General features: G+C 46.3%; 22 protein-coding genes and 1 pseudogene. 12 read left to right on the top strand and 11 right to left on the bottom strand.

The window, feature by feature from the left end:
• Complete coding sequence (locus L3V45_RS15485) at positions 1-2,370, bottom strand: 3-hydroxyacyl-CoA dehydrogenase/enoyl-CoA hydratase family protein (protein WP_015387743.1); 2,370 nt, start codon at positions 2,368-2,370, stop codon at positions 1-3.
• A 190-nt stretch (positions 2,371-2,560) separates the two neighbouring features.
• Here L3V45_RS15485 and L3V45_RS15490 point away from each other — a divergent pair, with 190 nt between their 5' ends.
• Entirely contained in the window at positions 2,561-2,701 is a 141-nt protein-coding gene (locus L3V45_RS15490) for a YuzL family protein (RefSeq protein ID WP_003151836.1), read from the top strand.
• Between the two features lie 29 nt (positions 2,702-2,730).
• Here the strand turns inward: L3V45_RS15490 and L3V45_RS15495 are convergent, their stop codons facing one another.
• Complete coding sequence (locus L3V45_RS15495; RefSeq protein ID WP_236837061.1) at positions 2,731-3,639, bottom strand: proline dehydrogenase family protein; 909 nt, start codon at positions 3,637-3,639, stop codon at positions 2,731-2,733.
• A gap of 89 nt (positions 3,640-3,728) precedes the next feature.
• Between L3V45_RS15495 and L3V45_RS15500 the strand changes: the two genes are divergently transcribed.
• From L3V45_RS15500 to L3V45_RS15515, 4 genes are all read left to right on the top strand, one after another.
• Entirely contained in the window at positions 3,729-3,986 is a 258-nt protein-coding gene (locus L3V45_RS15500; protein ID WP_003151832.1) for a hypothetical protein, read from the top strand.
• 11 nt (positions 3,987-3,997) lie between these two features.
• Positions 3,998-4,330 carry a spore coat protein gene (locus L3V45_RS15505; protein WP_003151830.1) on the top strand — a complete coding sequence of 111 codons (333 nt, stop codon included), beginning with the start codon at positions 3,998-4,000 and terminating at the stop codon, positions 4,328-4,330.
• 138 nt (positions 4,331-4,468) lie between these two features.
• Positions 4,469-4,930 carry a MarR family winged helix-turn-helix transcriptional regulator gene (locus L3V45_RS15510; protein ID WP_003151828.1) on the top strand — a complete coding sequence of 154 codons (462 nt, stop codon included), beginning with the start codon at positions 4,469-4,471 and terminating at the stop codon, positions 4,928-4,930.
• A 19-nt stretch (positions 4,931-4,949) separates the two neighbouring features.
• Complete coding sequence (locus tag L3V45_RS15515) at positions 4,950-6,545, top strand: MDR family MFS transporter (protein ID WP_003151827.1); 1,596 nt, start codon at positions 4,950-4,952, stop codon at positions 6,543-6,545.
• A 107-nt stretch (positions 6,546-6,652) separates the two neighbouring features.
• On the opposite strand, the gene L3V45_RS15520 is transcribed toward L3V45_RS15515, so the two are convergent.
• Positions 6,653-7,540 carry a LysR family transcriptional regulator gene (locus tag L3V45_RS15520; protein WP_236837063.1) on the bottom strand — a complete coding sequence of 296 codons (888 nt, stop codon included), beginning with the start codon at positions 7,538-7,540 and terminating at the stop codon, positions 6,653-6,655.
• A gap of 121 nt (positions 7,541-7,661) precedes the next feature.
• Here L3V45_RS15520 and L3V45_RS15525 point away from each other — a divergent pair, with 121 nt between their 5' ends.
• Together L3V45_RS15525 and L3V45_RS15530 are read left to right on the top strand one after the other, a co-directional pair.
• Complete coding sequence (locus tag L3V45_RS15525) at positions 7,662-8,408, top strand: acetoacetate decarboxylase (protein ID WP_057080199.1); 747 nt, start codon at positions 7,662-7,664, stop codon at positions 8,406-8,408.
• Positions 8,409-8,421: 13 nt separating this feature from the next.
• Positions 8,422-9,462 (top strand): ketopantoate reductase family protein, encoded by a 1,041-nt coding sequence (locus tag L3V45_RS15530; RefSeq protein WP_043867407.1) that lies wholly within the window; start codon positions 8,422-8,424, stop codon positions 9,460-9,462.
• Positions 9,463-9,635: 173 nt separating this feature from the next.
• Here L3V45_RS15530 and L3V45_RS15535 read toward each other — a convergent pair.
• The 4 genes and pseudogenes from L3V45_RS15535 to L3V45_RS15550 all read right to left on the bottom strand — a co-directional run bounded on the left by L3V45_RS15535 (position 9,636) and on the right by L3V45_RS15550 (position 13,224).
• A pseudogene (locus L3V45_RS15535) lies at positions 9,636-9,903 on the bottom strand (YusU family protein).
• Positions 9,904-9,905: 2 nt separating this feature from the next.
• Positions 9,906-10,730: an ABC transporter ATP-binding protein gene (locus L3V45_RS15540; protein WP_003151820.1), complete on the bottom strand. Its 825-nt coding sequence runs from the start codon at positions 10,728-10,730 to the stop codon at positions 9,906-9,908.
• Positions 10,731-10,885: 155 nt separating this feature from the next.
• Complete coding sequence (locus L3V45_RS15545; protein ID WP_003151818.1) at positions 10,886-11,323, bottom strand: YusW family protein; 438 nt, start codon at positions 11,321-11,323, stop codon at positions 10,886-10,888.
• Positions 11,324-11,442: 119 nt separating this feature from the next.
• A complete protein-coding gene (locus L3V45_RS15550; RefSeq protein ID WP_057080201.1) occupies positions 11,443-13,224 on the bottom strand; it encodes a M3 family oligoendopeptidase in 1,782 nt (593 codons plus the stop codon).
• Positions 13,225-13,356: 132 nt separating this feature from the next.
• On the opposite strand from L3V45_RS15550, the gene L3V45_RS15555 reads away from it, so the two are divergent.
• Together L3V45_RS15555 and L3V45_RS15560 are read left to right on the top strand one after the other, a co-directional pair.
• Positions 13,357-14,199: an oxidoreductase gene (locus tag L3V45_RS15555; RefSeq protein WP_015387738.1), complete on the top strand. Its 843-nt coding sequence runs from the start codon at positions 13,357-13,359 to the stop codon at positions 14,197-14,199.
• Between the two features lie 88 nt (positions 14,200-14,287).
• Positions 14,288-14,752, top strand: coding sequence for a Dps family protein (locus L3V45_RS15560; protein WP_014305778.1), 465 nt, complete (start codon positions 14,288-14,290; stop codon positions 14,750-14,752).
• A gap of 44 nt (positions 14,753-14,796) precedes the next feature.
• Here the strand turns inward: L3V45_RS15560 and L3V45_RS15565 are convergent, their stop codons facing one another.
• The gene (locus L3V45_RS15565; RefSeq protein ID WP_236837070.1) at positions 14,797-16,158 is read right to left on the bottom strand and encodes a S1C family serine protease; all 1,362 of its coding nucleotides are present in this window, start codon (positions 16,156-16,158) and stop codon (positions 14,797-14,799) included.
• Between the two features lie 276 nt (positions 16,159-16,434).
• On the opposite strand from L3V45_RS15565, the gene L3V45_RS15570 reads away from it, so the two are divergent.
• Positions 16,435-17,112, top strand: a complete 678-nt coding sequence (locus L3V45_RS15570) for a two-component system response regulator CssR (protein WP_007410069.1) — start codon at positions 16,435-16,437, stop codon at positions 17,110-17,112.
• Positions 17,109-18,464 (top strand): two-component system sensor histidine kinase CssS, encoded by a 1,356-nt coding sequence (locus L3V45_RS15575; protein WP_014305781.1) that lies wholly within the window; start codon positions 17,109-17,111, stop codon positions 18,462-18,464. Before L3V45_RS15570 ends, L3V45_RS15575 begins: the two co-directional genes overlap by 4 nt.
• A 27-nt stretch (positions 18,465-18,491) precedes the next feature.
• Here the strand turns inward: L3V45_RS15575 and spxO are convergent, their stop codons facing one another.
• Positions 18,492-18,656, bottom strand: coding sequence for an anti-adapter protein SpxO (gene spxO, locus L3V45_RS15580; RefSeq protein ID WP_003151811.1), 165 nt, complete (start codon positions 18,654-18,656; stop codon positions 18,492-18,494).
• A gap of 178 nt (positions 18,657-18,834) precedes the next feature.
• Here spxO and L3V45_RS15585 point away from each other — a divergent pair, with 178 nt between their 5' ends.
• Positions 18,835-19,710 (top strand): TetR/AcrR family transcriptional regulator, encoded by an 876-nt coding sequence (locus tag L3V45_RS15585; protein WP_014305782.1) that lies wholly within the window; start codon positions 18,835-18,837, stop codon positions 19,708-19,710.
• A gap of 36 nt (positions 19,711-19,746) precedes the next feature.
• Here L3V45_RS15585 and fumC read toward each other — a convergent pair whose 3' ends face one another.
• Both fumC and L3V45_RS15595 read right to left on the bottom strand, forming a co-directional pair.
• Complete coding sequence (gene fumC, locus L3V45_RS15590) at positions 19,747-21,135, bottom strand: class II fumarate hydratase (RefSeq protein ID WP_003151808.1); 1,389 nt, start codon at positions 21,133-21,135, stop codon at positions 19,747-19,749.
• Positions 21,136-21,202: 67 nt separating this feature from the next.
• Positions 21,203-21,388: a YvzF family protein gene (locus tag L3V45_RS15595; protein WP_003151806.1), complete on the bottom strand. Its 186-nt coding sequence runs from the start codon at positions 21,386-21,388 to the stop codon at positions 21,203-21,205.
• Positions 21,389-21,405 lie beyond the last annotated feature (17 nt).

Genomic DNA, 21,405 nt, shown 5'->3' on the forward strand with positions numbered 1-21,405 from the left:
CTAGTTCCGTAAAGGTTTGCCTTTGACGAGCATATGCTGCATTCTCGCTTGAGATTTCGCCTCGCCAGCGAGGCTTAAAAAGGCTTCTCTTTCAATCTCGAGTAAATATTCTTCTGAAACCTCCGTGCCGAACGGGACTCTTCCGCCGGCAATGACATGGGCCAGCTTCTTCGCAATCTTCATATCGTGATCGGATAAATAACCCGACCGTCTCATTTGGTCTGCTCCGAGCAGTAATGCCGCACAGCCGGTTTCTCCGGTGACTTTCACTTTTTTGCGGGCAGGCGGACGGTATCCGCTGTCATATAAGGAAGCAGCCAGCTGTTTCGCATCGTGCAGCAGGTGATCCTGATTCATGCTGATACGGTCTGCCGCGGACAAAATCTTCATGTCACGGGCTTCGTGTGCCGAACCGGACACCTTGGCAAGCGCGATTGTTTCGAAGGTTTTAATCGCTGCGTCCATGAGTTCACTTCCGCCGTCCAAATAATTCATGTACAGCTCTTTGTTTCCTCCGCCGCCCGGAATAAGACCGACGCCGGTTTCAACGAGACCCATATACGATTCGCTCGCCGCCTGAACGCGTGCCGCCGGGAGACAGACTTCCGTGCCGCCGCCGAGTGTCATCCCGAATGGCGCCGCTACAACCGGTTTAGCGCTGTATTTGATGTTCAGCATCGTCTGCTGAAAACGGCGGATGACAAAATCGACTTCCATGAAGTTATCATCCTGGGCTTCCATTAAAATCATCGCAAGGTTTGCTCCCGCGCAGAAATGTCTGCCTTGGTTTCCGATGACAAGACCTTTATAATTCCGCTCCGTTTCCTCAAGCGCATTGTCAATCATCTGAATAATGTCTAAGCCGATCGCGTTGCTTTTCGTATGAAATTCCAGCAGCGCGACATCATCGCCGAGATCAATCAGACTTGCACCGCTGTTTTTAGTGATAACGCCTTTTGTTTCTTTTAACGTCTGCAGGCTGATCCGTTTCGGATTTTCTTTCACAGCCCTGTATTGGCCGTCTGAATAATAAAATTGTGTTCCGTTTTCCTTCATATAAAATGTTTCATGACCCTGATCAAGCATTTCTTTCACCCAGCCGGGGAGTGCTGCGCCTTCTTCTTCGAGCCGCTCCGCTGATTTTCTGACACCAATGGCATCCCACATCTCAAACGGTCCGAGCTCCCATCCGAAGCCCCATTTCATGGCGTCGTCAATCGCTTTTATATCATCAGCGATCTCACCTAAAAGCCGGGCTGAGTATAAGAGTGTTTGCGATGTGATATTCCAAAGCAGGCGTCCGGCGCGGTCATCGGAATATACAAGCGCTTTCATTTTTCCTTTGGCACCCTTTGCCTGTTTGGCGGCTTCTAAAGCGGGCGTCTTCATTTTCGAGCGCTCACCGTATGTCATGGTCAGCGGATCGAGTTCATATATTGTTTTACCTTCTTTTTTGTAAAAACCTTGGCCGGATTTGCTGCCCAGCCAATTGTTTTTCAGCATGTCATTCATAAATTCAGGAAGCTTAAACATGTCTTTTTCAGCGCCGTCGGCTTTATCATATACGTTTTTTGCCACATGAGCGAAAGTATCAAGCCCCACAACGTCAAGGGTTCTGAAGGTCGCGCTTTTCGGTCTGCCGATCAAAGGCCCGGTCACCGTGTCCACCTCGCCGATGCGGCAGCCGGAAGAAAGCATTTCTCTTACCGTGACCAGCAGGCCGTACGTACCGATGCGGTTGGCGATAAAGTTTGGCGTGTCTTTTGCGATGACGACACCTTTCCCAAGCGTGTTTTCTGCAAATGAAGTCATAAACTCCAGCACGTCAGGATCTGTTTCCTGAATCGGAATGATTTCCAGAAGCTTCAAGTAGCGGGCCGGATTAAAGAAATGGGTTCCTAAGAAATGAGCCTTAAAATCGGCAGATCGGCCTTCCGCCATTTTTGTGACGGAGATACCGGACGTATTGCTCGACACGATGCTTCCCGGTTTCCGGTATTCATCAACGAGTGAGAAAATCTGTTTTTTTACGTCAAGGTTTTCGACGACGACTTCAATAATCCAATCAGCATCCTTCAATTGAGCTGCGTCATCTTCCAAATTCCCCGCCGTTATATAGTCGAGATTGGCAGCCGAAGTCAGCGGCGCCGGTTTTTGCTTCAGCAGCTTTTGCATAGCCGATCGGCTCAGTCTGCTGCGGACCTCCGGGCTTTCTAATGTCAGCCCTTTTTTCATCTCATCCTTTGTCAGCTCGTTTGGCACAATATCAAGCAGCAGGACGGGAATTCCGATGTTAGCCAAGTGCGCGGCAATTCCGGACCCCATGACGCCTGATCCGAGAACGGCTGCTTTCTTTATAAACTTGTGCATGAGTCATCCCCCTTGAACTTTGAATGAATAGTCATTCATTTTTTCGGCAAAAAAAATGAAACCCTTTTCTTCTTTCATCTTAAAAGATTTTCAGGATGACTTCAATAGCAAATATGGAATTTTTTTAAATTTTTCGGCTTCCGCATGTTCCATGGCGCGGGCGGGCAACTTAAACCCGGAGGTGAAGGGAATGGTGCGAGGGAGAAAAGATCCGTCTTCTGCCGCAGTGAGCGCGGCCAGCATGAAAGGAAATGCGGGACCGAAGCAAAAATACGGCGGCGGCAAACGGACGAGCCAAAATCAGCAATATAAAAAAGACAACATGGAATAACATACTGCGGCTGCTTTTTGGAGCAGCCGTTATTTTTTGAAGATTCCTTTAAGCACAAACGCCGCATTTGCCGGGCGCTCGGCAATTCTTCTCATCAGGTACCCGTACCAATCGGTTCCGTACGGGACATACACCCTCATCCTGTATCCTTCTTCGGCAAGCTCCTTCTGGCGCTCCGTTCTGATGCCGTACAGCATTTGGAATTCAAACTGCTCCCGGGGAATCTGATGCTCGCTGATGAGTGTTTTCGTATACGAAATGATGTCATCATCATGTGTCGCCACCGCCGTTTCATAGCCGCTCAAAAGCTGCAGCTTAATCAGCTGCTGGAAATGAAGATCGGTTGCTTTTTTATCAGGGAACGCAACGGCCGCCGATTCTTTATAAGCGCCTTTTACAAGCCTGAGCCGCGGCTTATATGGCATCAGACCGCTGATGTCTTCAGCTGCGCGGTATAAATAAGCCTGAATGACGGTGCCGAGCATCGGAAAATCCGGCTTGCACCGCTTATACAGCTCAAGCGTACGGCCGCATCTTGAATAGTCCTCCATATCAATCGTTACAGGCACGCCGCGTTCTTTTGCCTCCGTCAATATGTCTCTGATATGCTGTTCCGCGAGTTCCTCGGAAATATCCAGACCGATGGATGTTAATTTCAGCGACAGCTCACAATCCAGTTGATTCTCGGCAATCGCCCTGATTGCTTTTTTACATTCTTCCGCCGTCCTTTTCGCATCCTTCTCTGAACCCGCATATTCACCTAGATAATCAATCGAAGCCGACAGCCCTTTTTGGTTCAGCCGCTTTACCGTTTTCACAGCTTCCGTGAGCGTTTCCCCTGCAACGAACCTTCCCGCGCCGAAGCGGATTCCGTAAGCCTGGGCGAATTTTGTAAGCATTTTATTTTTCGACAAAAATAAACATATGCTCCGCAGCAAAGATGAACTCCCTCCTTTTTCTTTTATTCGTGTATGAATTTCCGATCGCAGAGAAAGCTAAAAAGAACAGAATTGAAGGAGGCGTTTATATGAACAACCAAGAGCAGCACGGAAACTTGCCGCCTGCCGTCATCTCAACGAAAGACCATTTGTATCTTGAGGACATGCTGAACTGGAACCTGCTTGCCATGAAAAAAGCGCATTTTATGGCGGAACACTGCCAGAATCAGACGTTAAAACAAGAGCTTGATCAGATCGGCCGGATGCATGAGAAGCATTATCAGCACATATTGGGCCGCTTGAACCCCGATCAAGGCGGACAGACAACAACAGGCTACATGCAATAGGAGGACAATACATGGAACAGCAAAATCAAAAAATCACGAATCCGCAAACGCCCGTGCCCAATACGGCGCAAATGAATGACAGAGACTTGGTCAATGAGCTGCTGACGACGGAAAAATACATCACGGCTTCATATTGCACAGCCCTGCACGAGTTCAGCCACGAGTCTCTTTATCAAGATATTCAGGCGATTTTCGATGAGTCACAAAAAGCGCAAAGAAGATTATACGATGTGATGTTTCAAAATGGCTGGTATTCCATTGAAGCCGCCGATACCCAAAAGCTTCAGCAATCGTATCAGAAGTTCCGGCAGACCATTCAGCAGCAGTCTCCCTACCAGCAGTAAAATGAAAAAGGATTTGATGTTTTCGCCAAGCATCAGTCCTTTTTTTATTTTTGCACAAAAAGATTGACTTATCATTAATCCTTATTTATATTTAACTAATGTTAATTATTTTCTCGAGGAACAAGATGAGGAGGAGTTATGAAAAACGCGGATCAATATGTGTCTGACATCCAGAAATCTCTTCAGACGCTGCTGCAAAACATACAGCCTGAAATGGTGGAAAGCATGGCAAAACACGAGGTGACGCCTGCCCAATTATTTGTTTTAGCCAGCCTGAAAAAACACGGGAGCTGCAAAGTTTCCGAAATTGCGGAACGCATGGAGGTAAAGCCGAGCGCGGTTACGCTGATGGCCGACCGCCTCGAACAAAAAGGACTTATCGTCCGCAAACATAACCAGCAGGACAGACGCGTCATCGACATCAGCCTGACCAAAAAAGGCGAAACAAAATTCGAAGATGTTGTGGAAGGACGGAAAGCGATACTGGCGCGAAACCTGTCCGTTCTGACTGACGATGAACTGATTCAGTCCGTGAACATCATCCGCAAAGTAGCGGAAGCCGCCGAGAAATACGCGGCTGATCAAAAAGAAAACGAATAGAAAGAGGAGCTGCCGAAACATGAGCATTGAAAAGAAAGATCCAAAACGCACATTATTAATAACAGGCTTAATCATCGCCATGTTTTTCTCAGCCCTTGACGGCACCATCGTAGGAACGGCGATTCCTAAAATCGTGGGTGACCTCGGGGGATTAAGCATGATGACCTGGCTGACCACGGCATATCTTTTAACTTCGACGACGATCGTTCCGATTGCGGGGAAACTTGCAGATTTATTGGGGCGCCGCGTCGTCTATGTGTCAGGTTTATTGATTTTTATGGGGGCTTCCGCACTGTGCGGAATGGCCAGCAACATGACGGAACTGATTATTTTCCGCGGACTTCAGGGAATCGGCGGCGGTGTCATGATGCCGATGGCCATGATCGTCATCGGGGATTTGTTCACAGGGAAACAGCGTGCCAAGTTCCAAGGGCTTTTCGGGGCGATTTACGGGCTTGCTTCCGTTATCGGCCCGCAAATCGGGGGCTGGATTGTTGACTCATTAAATTGGAAATGGGTTTTCTATATCAACCTGCCTGTCGGAATCTTAGCCGTGATCTTTATCGCAAGAGGACTTCAGGGCAGAAAACAGACTGGGCCGATTAACTTTGACATTGCCGGCATTTTCACAATGATCGTCGGAATCGTCAGCCTCCTTCTCGCGCTCAGCTTCGGAGGAAAGGATTACGCATGGGGCTCTTGGCAGATTCTCGGTCTCTTTGCGCTTGCGCTTGCCGGGATTGTCGGATTCATTTTCGCTGAAATCAAAGCAAAAGAACCGATTCTGCCGATGTACCTGTTTAAAAACAGAACGTTTACCGTACTGAATCTGATCGGCTTTTTCATGAGTATCGGCATGTTCGGCGCCGTTACGTTCGTTCCTTTCTTTATGCAGGGAATTATCGGAGTCAGCGCCACCGCGTCCGGCACGATTATGACGCCGATGATGGTATCTATGATTATCACAAGTATTATCGGAGGCCAGCTGGTTTATAAGATCGGTATTAAACCGCAAATTATGATCGGCATGCTGATTATGGCCGTCGGCTTCTTCTTATTAACGACCTTACAGCTGGATACAAGCAAGCTCGCGGCTACGTGCTATATGGCCGTGATCGGTCTGGGAATGGGGCTCGTCATGCCGCTTCTCACACTCGCTCTGCAAGAAACGTTTTCAAAAGAAGAGCTGGGCGTTGTGACCTCTTCAAGCCAATTTTTCCGGATGATCGGGGGAACGTTCGGCATTACGGTGCTCGGCGCTGTCATGAATGCCAGATCAGGAAGCCTTTTAACCGACAGACTGGTGCCTTACTTAGACTCACTCCCGAAACAGGCAAGTGCCTTTGCCGCCCAGTTTAAAGGTATGATTGACAAAAATCCTGAAGGGCTGCTTCAATCCTTGTTCAGTCAGGAATCGATTAAGCAGATTCCGGCCGCATTTTCTTCCCATATCGTGCCGGTTTTGAAAACGTCACTGATGGATTCGCTTCACAGCGTGTTTTTCACAGGCCTGGCCTTTATCGCTGCCGGATTGATCCTCACGCTGTTTGTTAAATCAATTACGCTGACAAACAAAAAGACAGGCAAACAAGAAGAAAAGGCGAAAGCCGTTTAACAAAGAAAAATCCCGCGGATGCCGCGGGATTTTTTTATATCATCTGTGCCTCTCCGTTTCCGAATGACCAGTCTTCCGCCTCATTGGAAATCGGGGGTGAAAATTATTTAATAAACCTTAAACATTTCATCGTTATCTTTATAGTACGACATAATAAAGTCACGAAAATTTCTTACCGAAGAAGACAACAGCCTATGTCTCATCCAAGATAAGCCGACTGGATATGAAGCAGAGTGATCAGTCACTTTTATAAAATTCAGCCCCAATGTTCTGCAAACTGAAATAGGAAGCAACGCCACCCCCTGATCCAGCTTTATAATCTCGGCCAGTAAATGAGAATCCGCCTCAAATGCAATATTTGGGGTGAAACCGGCTTTTTCACAAAGCGAGGCTGTAAAACCGCTATACTCCTCATTATTAGCAAGGGTAATAAATGGTTCATCGGCGACAAGACGTAAAGAAATTTCGGTTTTACCCGTAAATCGGTGGTTTGAGGGCAAAGCCAGAACAATATCTTCATTTACCAGCACACAACTCTCTATCTCTTCATCTTGAATCGGATGACCTGTTATTCCTAAATCAATGTCCCCTTTTTTTAAACTTGTTAGGATCCCGCTTTTAACTCCGATGGCTTGGAGAATTTTTGATTGAGGGGAGCGGTTGATATATTCACTCATCAGTCCTGCAAGGAATCTTGGATTAGAAATAGATATTCTTATGGTGTCAGACATTTGATGTTCCTCCAATTGAATCTCCGTTTGTGCATTTTCAATCTCAGTAAAAATCCTGTTTACATGTTTTAAAAGAATCTTCCCTGATGAACTCAGCTTAATATTTCTGCCTTTTCTCTCAAACAAAGCTGTTCCCAGTTCATTCTCAAGTCTTTTTATAGTGAGACTTAAAGAAGGCTGGGCAATCTTTAATTGTTCTGCTGCTTTAGAAATATGCTCAGTATAGGCAACTGTCTGAAAGTATTTTAGCTGCAGCAATTCCATCTGTCTGCATCCTCCTCATTTATTTCAATAAATATATATATACCTTATTATGTATTAGATTAAATGTAAATGCGGATGTAAGATAATAGCATAGTTAAAGAAAAGGAAAGGGTGTCATGCAATGAAAATTGATGTGAAAGATATAGCAAAAAATTTAAATACACCGCTAACGGCTCCTGCTTATCCTATCCCAAATTATAAATTTGTTAACCGTGAATATTTAAATATTATTTACCGAACGGATGAAAAAGCTTTGCGTGCGGCAGTGCCGGAACCTCTTGAAATTACTGAACCTTTAGTGAAATTCGAAGTGATGCGGATGCCCGATGTTTCCGGACTTGGTGCCTATACAGAGGCGGGACAAGTCGTCCCTGTCAGCTTTAATGGTGAAGAAGGAGATTATGTACACTCTATGTATGTAGACAATTTCCCGGCTATTGCAAGCGGACGGGAACTTACTGCATATCCAAAGAAATTGGGCGCCCCTAAGCTGTATATTGACTCTGATACTCTTGTTGGCACATTAGATTATGGCAGTCTTCGTGTGGCAGCTGCGACTATGGGATATAAACATTTCGAAATGGACAAGGAAAAAGCGAAAAGGGAAATTTGCCGACCTAATTTTATGGTTAAGATTGCTACTGATTACAATGGTGATTTAAGAGTTTGTGATTTGGTGCGGACGCAAATAACGAATATAGAAGTTAAAGGTGCCTGGTCTGGACCGGCGCGGCTTCAATTATTTGAACATGCTCTGGCGCCTCTTGCAGATTTGCCTGTATTAGAAGTCGTTTCAGCATCTCATATTATTACGGATTTAACCTTAAATGCAGCACAGCCGGTTTATAACTACTTAGAGGAAAAATAAGGAGACGTTTACAATGAGAATTGCAATTTTAGGAGCAGGTTCTTTAGGAACCATAGTTGGCGCATATCTGTCTGCTGGCGGAATGGATGTCGAATTGATTGATTCATACAAAGAACATGTAGATACTTTAAATCAAATAGGTGCTAAAGTAGTTGGTACAACGGCATTTCAGGCAAAGGTAAAAGCCATTACCCCTGAAAACAAATCAGGCAAGTATGATTTCATATTGCTCCTGACGAAACAATTATATAATGACTCCATTCTTAAAGAGTTACTGCCTTTTTTAAAGGATGATAGTGTAGTATGTTCCTTGCAAAACGGTATACCTGAACAGAAAGTTGCTTCGATCGTTGGTGGTGAACGTGTTATTGCAGGTTCTGTTGAATTTGGTGCTACGTTTATTGAACCAGGCGTATCCAGACTTACAACTGAGTATACTCAATTTAAAGAGTACGCTTTTCAAATTGGAGAATTAAATGGTGAAACAACAGAAAGAATCCAGCGTATTAAATCGGTTTTAGACCTTATCGGCGGAACACATATTTCCGATAATTTAGTTGGAACGAAGTGGTCAAAATTACTTATCAATAATGCATTCAGTGGTTTATCGGCAGCATTAAACGGAGAATACGGTGATATTCTTGACCATGAAATCGGCATTGTCAGCGCAGTTCATATCGCAGATGAGACGATTAAGGTTGGACACGCCAATGGTGTCACATTTGCGAAAATGGGCGGCCTTGATTTAGAATCTTTGGAATTAAGAAGTGAAAATGAGATTCCTGAACGTATTCAAACATTTAGGGCAGCCATGGAACCATCCAGGCTTTTAAGAGCAAGTATGCTTCAGGATCTTGAGAAAAAACGAAAAACTGAAATTGATTATATTAATGGAGTTATTCCCAAAATGGCAGAAGGTACTGGAATTTCAACACCTTTTAATGATTTGGTTGTAGCACAAGTCAAATGTGCCGAGGAATCTCAAACAGTGCCCAATTTTGATACAAATATAAAAGCATTTGAAGAGTTATTACGTATCCGAAAGGAAATGTGACATATAGGAAAGAGTAAGGGATTGCTGCGGCGGTCCTTTTTTCTTGGTTCAGCAAGTAAACAAACGGGTGTGTTAGTTACATTAAAGTTCTTCGCTATGGATTGAACGGCGCCTTTATTGATTCCGTTTCAGCAAAAAAGCTTCCGGCACCTCTCTTTGATGCCGAAAGCTTTTTATTGTTTTTTTCTGTGAGCTTCATTGAGCTGTTTAATGTGCTGTATCGCAGCTTTGATGCCCTCTTTGGCGTCCGGGTAGGTTTGATTCCAATGTTTGACGAGCGGCGGCATGCTTTTTGCGATATGTGTATACAAAATCCACTGCCTGACTTCTTCCTTTACATCCGGGTTTGTTTCGCCAAGCAATAGTTCCGTGTATTTCTCAAGCAGGCCGTCCAGCTGCTGCTGCAGTTTTTCTTCCATACCGTTTCCTTCCCTTTTTCATGATTATGACAATCGGGCGGTGAGGGCCGCTTCCTGCACGATACATCTGCCGCGTCCGTGCGGAATGCAAAGCGGCGTGCCGAACAGCGGATCTTGCGTTACCTGACAGTTCATTGCAAAGACCTGCTGTACAAGCTCGCAAGTGATGACTTCTTCGGGACGGCCCTCTGCGTAAATCTGTTTATCCTTAATGGCGACCAGATAATGGGCATAACGGCATGCCAGATTGAGATCGTGCAGCACCATGACGATTGTGCGTTTTTCTTTTTCATTTAATTCAAACAGCAAATCAAGAATTTCAATTTGATGCGTCATGTCGAGATAAGTTGTCGGCTCGTCAAGCAGAATGATATCCGTATCCTGAGCGAGTGTCATCGCAATCCATGCACGCTGGCGCTGTCCGCCTGACAAGGAATCCACAGGACGGTCGGCCATTTCCTCAAGCTTCGTCGCTTTTAGCGCTTTTGTGACTGCGTCTTCGTCCTCTTTGGACCATTGCTTCAGCCAGCTTTGATAAGGGTATCTTCCCTGCTTCACAAGCTGATGCACCGTCAGGCCTTCGGGAGCTGACGGACTCTGCGGCAAAATAGCGAGCTCTCTTGCCACTTCCTTCGTCGGAAGCTTAGCGATGGCTTTTCCTTCTAAAAGCACAGAACCGCCCCTCGGTTTCATCAGCCGGGCCAATGAACGTAAAAGCGTCGATTTTCCGCAGCCGTTGCTTCCGATCAATACAGTGATTTCGCCTTTTGGAATCGCGACATCCAATTCGTCAATGATAACGGTCTCTCCGTACCCTAAGCTCAGCGTCTCTGTAGAAATTGCACTCATACCGCTAACCGCTCCTTTTTTGAGTTTCCCAACACTATGTATATAAACAAATTGCCTAAACATTCAACGTGAGATCATGATTATATTGTAACAGAAATTAATGACTCTGAATATCATTATCAATTAGTTTTGGGTAAAAAAGCAGCGGGCGGCGGTTATTTTTTTATTTCCGTCATTTCTCCATCGTTCTTTTTCAGTTTCAGATAAAAATGGTCATAGCGGTTGTCCAAATTAAAAGCCGAAAGCACCTGCCGGACGACCTCGCTTTCCTGCATCCGGCCGTTTACGGCAAGTTCTCCGAGGATCATCTTCATTTCGTCAAGCGCTTCCTCGCCCTCTCTGTGAACCCCTGAGAGCTTGTCCCGGATGTCCGCCTTTTCATGACCGCTTTTTCTTTCATACAAACCTTCATAGCGGTTATGCTCTCCGGCTCCGTAGCTGACGCGCAGGGAAAAGCTGCTGTAAGGAACCGGCTTCTCGGATGACACAGGTGTGCTGTCTTGTTCCGCTTCCCGTTTTTCTTCATTCAATCGGCAGCCGGCAATCAGCATCAGCGTAAGACATAAAACGCCCGCCGTTCTGATCCATTTCATGCGATTCACTCCCATTCCATTCCGATCGTTTTTAGGTATTTCCAAGGGAGGCGGCTGTCATTCACGGAACAAAAAAGAACCGGAGCGGTAACAGCTCCGGCCGGTTCATCTCCAGATTATCATTCAGTCAGCTCTAAAAATTCCTGCACATCCTGTACGGCAAGGCGGACCGCGTCTTCCCAAAACGACCGTTCCGTGAGATCCGCTCCAAGGTGCTTCATCGCCAAATCCTCAACGGTCATCGAAGCCGTGTCACACAATAGCGCGATATATTTTTCTTCAAAATCCGCTTTTTCCCGAAGAGCTCTTGCATATATTCCAAGCGAAAATAAATAACCGAACGTGTACGGAAAATTGTAGAACGGCACTCCCGTAAGATGAAAATGCAGTTTTGACGCCCAGAAATGAGGGTGGTATTCCCCTAATGAATCGCAAAATGCTTCTTTCTGCGCCGCTTCCATCAGTTCATTCAGTTTCTCAGCCGGAACGACGCCCTGCTTCCGCTCTTCATAAAAACGCGTTTCAAATAAAAATCTCGCATGTATATTCATAAACATGGCTACGCTTCTTTGAATTTTATCTTCAAGCAAGAACAGCTTTTCATCCTTTGTCTCCGCTTGTTTCAAAGCGGCGTCGGCGACGATCATTTCCGCAAAGGTCGAGGCTGTTTCAGCCACATTCATGGCGTAGGCTCTGTTCAGCTGCCGCACTTGGAGCATGGCCTCCTGATGAAACGCGTGACCGAGCTCATGCGCCAGCGTCGATACGTTCGAAGCGCTTCCGGAAAACGTCATAAAAATCCGGGATTCTCCGCTGTCGGGAAAGCTGGTGCAGAAACCGCCGACCCGTTTGCCGCTGCGGTCTTCCGCTTCTATCCACCGATCGCGGAACGCTTTTTCCGTGAATGCGGACAGCTTTTTGCCAAACGTCGAAAATTGGCTGACGATCAGATTAGCCGCTTCATCATATGTGTATTCTTTCGAAGCCTCGCCGATCGGCGCGCCCACATCATACCAGTTCAGCCGCTCAAGCCCTAAAAGAGACGCCTTTCGATTCAGGTATTCGGCAAAAGGCTTTTTATGATCGGTAATGACCTGCCACATGACATCCAGCGTTTCTTTTTTCATCCGATTGATCGCAAGCGGCTCTTCCAAAGCGCTTTTCCAGCCCCGCGCTTTATAGATTTCCGTGCGGAAGCCGGCCAGATGGTTCAGCGTGCTGCTGAAAAGCTCCTCTTCTCCTTTCCAGGCTTCATTAAGCTCTTTGAACACTTGACGTCTGATGCGGCGATCCGGGTGCGCCATCATATTTTCCGCTTGGCCGACCGACAGCTCTTTATCCTCAAACGGAATCTTCATTCTGCCGACAGCCGCATTATACAGGTCGCCCCATGCGTGATAGCCGTCAACGGCCAGGCCTTCAATCAGCCTTTCTTCTGAAGCGCTGAGCTTCTCTCTGACCCGGTCTCTTCTCTCATTTAAAACATATGTGAGATCCTGAAGTTCCGGTTTTTGCAGGAGCTCCTCCCAGACCCGCTCGTCAATCCGGGCAAGTGTATCGTCAAGGGTGACCAGAGCGGATTTAAAATCACTGCTCAGCTGATTGATCCGCGCTCTCCATTCATTCGCTTTCTGATCATGAGTGTTCTGAGCCTGAAGACAGCCGACGAACGCTCCCGCCTGCCTGATCATGATCGCTGACCGTTCAAACCTATCAATCAGATTGATCAGCTCCCGGCTTTCATCCGCGTGCGTCGGAACTGTAAATGCTTCAACCGCATGTTGAAAAGCGCTTAGATGCTTTTTGAGCTCTTGTATGTATTGCTGAAACTCTTCCGACCGGCTCCCGCCCTCAAAAATGGAGTTTAAATCCCATGTTTCCTTCAATCCCTCTAATGCCATCTTTTCTTTACCCCTTTCTATCCGAAGCTGACTCCATTATAAAACAATTCTGACATATTTCCGAACGATTTCTCCTTCTTTCCGCGAGATGTTATACACTATGAGATAAGAACAAACGGGGAGGATTATAAGATGAACAGAAAAGTTGCCATTGTAACCGGTGCGACGAGCGGATTCGGGATGCTGACAGCGCTGAAGCTCGCCCGGTCTTATCACGTCATCGCAACAGCCAGACAGCCGGAGAAAGCTGTAATACTGAAAGAGGCCGCCGCTCAAGCGGGTGCATCCGCATATATTACGGTCGTTTCTTTAGATGTGACAAATGAGCAGTCGGTGTCTGACTTCGGGAACACCATCAGCGGTTTCGGACCGATTGAGCTGCTTGTCAATAACGCCGGCACTGCGTACGGGGGGTTTATTGAAGATGTGCTGATGGAACATTACAGACAGCAGTATGAAACAAATGTATTCGGTCTGATTCACGTCACAAAAACCGTGCTGCCTTATATGCGGAAACATGGCGGGGCGAAAATCTTCAATATCAGCAGTATCAGCGGACTGACCGGTTTCCCGGCTCTATCTCCGTATGTCTCTTCCAAGTTCGCGGTTGAAGGGTTTACAGAGTGTCTGCGCCTCGAGCTTCTGCCTTTAGGAATTGATGCCGCTTTAATAGAACCGGGCTCCTATAAAACGTCTATTTGGGAGACGTCTCTCTCCAGCCATATTACGGCGCCCGGCAAAGACTCGCCTTATTATCGCTTTTATCAGCCCCTTGAAGCTTACTTCAAAGCCAACGCATCCAAAAGCGGCGATCCTGATGACGTAGCGGAGCTGATTTATCAATTGGCACAAAGGAAACGGCTGAAGAAACTACGGTATCCGATCGGCAGGGGCGTTAAGCTGACATTGGCTTTCCGCTCACTCTTTCCGTGGTCCGCTTGGGAATCGATTATAAAGAAAAAGCTGTTCACTTAAACTAAATTATAATAATTATAATTTAGTATTGATTTTTATTTGATACGTGATATAATTAAATTAACAGATCACAGGGAGGACGATGAATATGAATACACAAAACGCGAAAAAAACTGAAACTCTTGTTGAGAAATCAATGAACACACAATTATCAAACTGGTTTATCCTTTACTCTAAACTGCACCGCTTCCATTGGTATGTAAAAGGCCCTCACTTCTTTACGCTTCATGAAAAATTTGAAGAACTGTATAACGAAGCGGCGGAAACGGCGGACGCCATCGCAGAGCGTCTTCTGGCCATCGGCGGACAGCCTGCGGCGACTTTGCACACTTACCTTGAACAAGCTTCCATTACGGATGAAGGTCAGGAAAAAACGGCTTCTGAAATGGTGAAATCACTGGTTCAAGACTATAAACAAATCAGCCGCGAATCAAAATTTGTCATCGGCATCGCAGAGGAACAAAATGACCCGTCAACTGCCGACCTGTTTGTCGGATTAGTTGAAGAAGCGGACAAGCATGTGTGGATGCTGTCAGCCTACTTGGGAGAATGACGAAAAAAGCTGAACCTCAGTTGAAGGTTCAGCTTTTTTTGCGTTCAGCTTGCGCTTTCAGTTTGTTTCGTTAATGTGACGTTCAGCGTCTTTTTGCTTCCGCTTCTGAGCACTTGAACAGTCGTTTTATCGCCGATTTTCAGCTGGTTATATAAGATCTGTCTGATATCGGCGCTGCTGTCGACATCTTTGCCGTTCAGTTGTACAATGACGTCATTTGATTTGATGCCCGCTTTCGCAGCCGGTGAGCCGGATTGCACTTCTTTTACGTAAACACCCTTAGACAGCTGGTCGCCGAACAGTCCGAGCGTGTTTTCCTGATAGGTTTCCGGAACTTGCGCCATGTCAATCATCTGCACACCTAAAAACGGGCGCTCGACTTTTCCTTTTGCAAGCAGCTGGTCGACTATCGGTTCTACATCATTGCTCGGAATGGCAAAGCCGAGTGACTCCACGCCGTTTTCACTGACTTTCATGCTGTTGATCCCGATGACCTGGCCGCTTGAGTTGATTAACGGGCCGCCGCTGTTTCCGGGGTTAATCGCCGCATCCGTCTGAATCACGTTCATTTCCATCGTGCCTTGGGATGTATCGGCGTCCACCGTTCTGTTCAGCCCGCTGATGACACCTTGTGTGACGGTGCCGGAAAACTGCTGGCCGAGCGGGTTGCCGATGGCAATCACTTTATCGGCAATGCGGAGCTTGGAGGAATCCCCGAAGCTGGCCGCTTTTTTGACATTGGACGAGCTGATTTCCAATACAGCCAAGTCACTGATGGCATCCTTTCCGACAAGCTTTGCCGTTTCGGTTTTCCCATTGTAAAGAGTGACCGACAGTTTGTTCGCCCCTTCTACGACATGATTGTTTGTAATGATGTACGCTTTTTCGCCGTCTTTTTTGAAGATGACGCCTGACCCCGTGCCGCTTTCCGTTTCAGAGCTTGAACCGCCGTCAAGTCCGAACTGGCTGCTTTGCGAAGCTTGGTAGTTGGACACTCCGACAATCGCGGGCTCCAACTCTTCTACCATATCCGCTACGCTTGAGGTATTTTTCAAAGGCGTTGACGTAAAATTCGAAGACTGAACTTGTTTCGTATCAGAAACGGCTTCTGTCTTATGCTGCTCACCCGGCAGGTTCGGCACAATGCCAAGCACGAGGCCTCCGCCGATAATGCCGCCTAAAATCGGGCTCAGCCAAGCGGCTCTCCGTTTTTTTTCTTTTTTCACGGCAGCCGTTTTTGCAAATTCCGTACCGGCAGCCGTCTCGTTTTCCGGTTCTTTCGAGACGGGCCCTTCAAGCAGCTCGGGCTCCTGATGGCTGATCTGCTGCTGTTCATTTCTGTTTTGTTCCGTATGTGAAAGATCTGACTGATCGCGGCTTCTGCCGTCATCTCGATGATCGTTCATATTCACGCACACTCCTTCAGCATGTTTTCATTCTATCGATTACATATTCATCGCATGTACAAGTTCTATTGTCCCAATAATAAGGAGAAAAGCAAAGCTCCAAAACAAAATGTGTTTGAACATGTTATCTTCCCCGCTTTTTTTCTTCCTTTCTTCCCTTATACACATCATAAACAAACATTGTGGGATAAAAATGAAAAGAATATGTGAAATTATGAAAATGCGGCTTGAGTATGTTAAAACTAGTATAATGACGTTGAAAGGATGTGAAATGCCTTGTCATACACCATTTATCTAGTTGAAGATGAGGATAACCTGAATGAACTGCTCACAAAATATTTAGAGAATGAAGGCTGGAACATTACATCTTTCACAAAAGGCGAAGATGCCAGAAAGCAGATGCAGCCGTCTCCCCACTTGTGGATTCTTGACATCATGCTTCCGGATACGGACGGCTATACATTGATAAAAGAAATAAAAGAAAAAGATCCCGATGTGCCGGTCATTTTCATTTCCGCGCGGGATGCCGATATTGACAGAGTCCTCGGGTTAGAGCTTGGAAGCAATGATTATATCGCCAAGCCTTTTTTGCCGAGAGAGCTTATTATACGGGTCCAAAAACTGCTCGAGCTCGTGTATAAAGAACAGCCCGCCGCAAAGAAAACCGGCATCACCGTTTCTTCCTACAATGTGATCGAAGATGCCCGTGAGGTTTATGATGAAACCGGCAGCCTGGTCAATTTGACGTCTAAGGAATTTGATCTGCTGCTTTTATTTCTTCACCATAAAGGACACCCCTTTTCCAGAGAAGATATCCTGCTGAAAATATGGGGCCATGATTATTTCGGCACTGACCGGGTGGTCGATGACCTTGTGCGGAGGCTGAGAAAAAAAATGCCCGGGTTAAAGGTTGAGACCATTTACGGATTCGGCTACAGGATGATGACGTCATGAAAAATAAGCCGCTTGCTTTTCAAATATGGGTGGTCATCTCAGGCATCCTCTTAGCCATCTCGATTCTGCTTCTCGTGCTGTTCTCAAATACGCTGCGTAATTTTTTCACGGATGAAACGTATACGACCATTGAAAATGAACAGCATGTACTGACGGAGTACCGGCTGCCCGGATCGATCGAGCGGGGATATTACAGCGAGGATGCGACCGCTCCGACGACTTTCCGATCCGTTCAGCACGTTCTTCTGCCTGAACGGGAGGAATCGGCCAGTGACAAAGACTTGAACTATTTTTCTTCTTCCTTTATCCATAAGGTGTACAAGCTCGCGGGCCGCCAGCACAGCGTCACGAAACGATACAGCGCGGACATCAGCGGTGAAAAAGTATTTTTCGTCATTAAAAAAGGCCTCACCATTAACGGCCAGGATGCGATGATGCTGTCTTACGCCCTTGATTCTTATCGTGATGATCTGGCATTCACCCTGTTCAAGCAGCTGCTTTTTATCATTGCCGGCGTGATTTTGTTAAGCTGGATTCCGGCGATTTGGCTTGCCAAATATCTCTCGCGCCCGCTCGTTTCCTTAGAGAAGCATGTCAAACGGATTTCCGAACAGGACTGGGATGATCCGGTCATCGTCGACAGAAAAGACGAAATCGGAAAATTAGGCCATACCATTGAAGACATGCGGAGCAAGCTGGTGCAAAAGGATGAAACGGAAAGAACGCTCCTGCAAAATATCTCTCATGATTTAAAAACGCCTGTCATGGTGATAAGGGGCTATACTCAATCAATAAAGGACGGGATTTTTCCTAAGGGGGATCTGGAAACCACAATTGATGTCATTGAAGGCGAAGCAGAAAAACTTGAGAAGAAAATTAAGGATTTATTATATTTAACGAAGCTTGATTATTTAATGAAGCAGCGGGTGCACCATGAGACATTTGACATTGTGAAGGTCACGGAAGAAGTCATTGAACGGCTCAAATGGGCCCGGAAGGAATTATTGTGGAGCGTTGATACAGAAGATGCATTAATGATGCCCGGTGATCCGGAACAATGGAGCAAACTTCTTGAAAACATTCTTGAAAATCAAATCCGCTATGCAGAAACGGCGATTCACATTCGGATCAGCCAAAATCAGCAGCAGATTGTCATGACGGTTAAAAATGACGGGCCTCCGATTGAGGATGAGATGCTATCCAGCTTGTACGAGCCTTTTAATAAAGGGAAGAAAGGCGAGTTCGGCATAGGACTCAGCATCGTAAAACGGATTTTAACCCTGCATAAAGCATCAATTTCAATTGAAAATGACCAATCGGGTGTAATCTACCGAATTATCATACCAAAGTAGACTGTAGTGTTTCATTGCAGTCTTTTTTTATGTGAAGGAATAGCCGTTAAAATCTCTGTAGTTTGCTTTCAGCGGTTTTTGGCATTGATGAACCCATTTCTTTTCACAAATTGTCTTTTTCGGATATTTCACCTTTTCGACTTTAATTCCTCTGTTTCGCAAGCGGCTGATCATTTCATCTAATTCTTTCATTTTCAGATTCACCCTTTCGCCAGAACTTTGACCATTCGGTCAGCTCACTTTATAATATAAATAAAACAAAACAAAAAAACAAGTTACAATCAGGTTAAATTTACGGAATATCAATATGACCATATAGTCATACATGAGAAGCACAAGCCAGCCTCCTGGCTCCGAAAGGGTGGAACCATTGAAGGAAAAAGAAAAGCTGATCATTGAAGCAGCAATCAAACTGTTTGCCCGAAAAGGGTACAAATCTACATCGGTTCAGGAAATCGCCGATGAATGCAAAATCTCAAAAGGCGCTTTTTATCTTTACTTTCCTTCCAAAGAAGCACTGCTCCTATCCATGCTGAATTACTACTATGATAAAACGTTTACCCGAATCACGACGATCCAAACGGAGGGTGACAGTCCGAGAGCCGCTTATCAAAAACAGCTTGCGGTGTTTTACGAATCGATTCTCGCCCATCAGGATTTTATTACCATGCAGATGAAAGACGGTTCACTTCCTTATACCGAAGAAGCGGCGCAGTGCGGAAAGAGAATCCGCCGGTCGATCCTGCAGTTTCATATCGACAGTCTTCTTGCTATTTACGGAGAAAAAGCTGAACCATACACAGCCGAGCTTTGTTTTTTAATAGAAGGAATCAGTCAGATGTATCTTGAATATCTCATTCTGACCGGCCGGTCCGTACAGCCTTCGCTTTTGGCAAATACCGTGATTCACAGAATTGATGACATCGTAAACGGAATGGCGGACAGACATGATGAAGCGTTTATTTCTCTTGATGAGGCAAGCTCACTGTTTGGGCCCCTTCATAACGGGCAGCCCGATCCTTTAAGCCAATCGATCTTGCAGACCCTCCGCACGCGCATCGGCACGATGGACAAGGCGCAAGCATCCGAATTCACCGAGAGCTTGGATATTCTGGAAGCGGAAATGAAGAAAAAGTCGCCGAAACCGGCAATCATCAAAGGAATGATTTTGAATTTGAAGGAATCCGACCTGCTGGCTGAAGATGCAGAACAGCTCAGATTTTTACTGAAACAGCAGTTTATTTAGAAGAACGGCCGCAATGACTGCAGCCGTTCTTTCTTTTTATGCTTTCGGGTGCACCATATCTTCCGGACGCACCATTTCATTAAATTGTTCTTCTGTCAGAAGGTTCAGCTGTAATGCCGCTTCTTTCAGTGTCAGGCCTTCTTTGTGGGCAAGCTTGGCGATTTTCGCGGCGTTTTCATAACCGATGTGCGGGTTAAGCGCCGTAACAAGCATTAATGAGTTAGAGAGATTTTCCTGAATCGTCTCTTGGTTCGGCTCAATACCGACAGCGCATTTGTCATGGAAGGAATTCATTCCGTCACTGAGCAGCTGCACGGTCTGCAGGAAGTTATAAATAATAACCGGTTTGAAGACATTCAGCTCGAAGTTTCCTTGGCTGGCCGCAAATCCGATTGTCGCGTCATTTCCCATCACTTGCGCGGCGATCATTGTCAGCGCCTCACTTTGCGTCGGGTTGACTTTGCCCGGCATGATAGAGCTTCCCGGCTCATTTTCAGGAATAACGATTTCGCCGATTCCGCAGCGCGGGCCGCTAGCCAGCCATCTGACATCGTTGGCAATCTTCATCAGGTCGGCAGCCAATGCTTTTAACGCGCCGTGAACGTGAGTGATTTCATCATGGCTTGTGAGCGCGTGGAATTTGTTAGGCGAACTTTTGAATGTCTGCCCCGTTACTTTTGTGATTTCTTCCGCGACGTATTCACCGAACTGCGGATGGGCGTTGATTCCCGTGCCGACTGCCGTGCCTCCGATGGCAAGCGCGCGGATTTTTTCCGTTGACTCAAGAATCATTTCTTTCGAACGGTCAAGCATGTATACCCAGCCGCTGATTTCCTGTCCGAGCGTCAGCGGAGTGGCGTCCTGCAAATGCGTGCGTCCGATTTTCACAATATCCTGATAAGCTTTCGCTTTTTCATCAAGCGTCGCGCGCAGCTGATCAAGCGCCGGAACGAGCTGCTCATATACGGCAAGAACCGCCGCAACGTGCATCGCCGTCGGGAATGTATCGTTTGAGCTTTGGCTGCGGTTGACGTCGTCATTCGGATGAATCTTCAGCTCGGAATTTTTTTCTTTCAATAAAGCAGTCGCGCGGTTGGCCACCACTTCATTCATGTTCATGTTGCTTTGCGTGCCGCTTCCCGTCTGCCAGACAACGAGCGGAAAGTTATCGTCGTATTTGCCGTTTAAAACATCGTCACATACAGCGGCAATCGCCTGTGCTTTTTCAGACTCTAAGTTGCCGAGGCGTTCGTTGGCGATCGCTGTGCTTCTTTTCAATATTGCAAACGCCTTCACAACACGCTGAGGCATTTTTTCTGAACCGATTTTGAAGTTCTCCTTGCTGCGCTGTGTCTGAGCGCCCCAAAATTTATCTGCCGGAACTTTAACTTCTCCCATGGTGTCTTTTTCAATTCTGTAGTCCATTTATGTATCCCTCCATAACAGTTGCTTCACCCTGAGTATTATTCGCCAGTAACAGATGAAACCCTTTTTATTTTTCGGCCTTGGCCGTTTTTAATTTCAGCTCAAGATAGACGCGCGAATCCTTAGAGTATTTATACTTCGGATTTGTTTTACGGTATTCTTTTGACGTGTAAGCCACTTCGTAATGCGCTTCAAATGATTTGATGAGCTGTTCAATTTCTTCGGCATTCCCTGCCAGTCTGACTTGTGCCACATCTCTCCTCCGCTTTC

It is taken from the genome of Bacillus sp. R45 (genome assembly GCF_021729365.1).
Lineage (GTDB): Bacteria > Bacillota > Bacilli > Bacillales > Bacillaceae > Bacillus > Bacillus velezensis.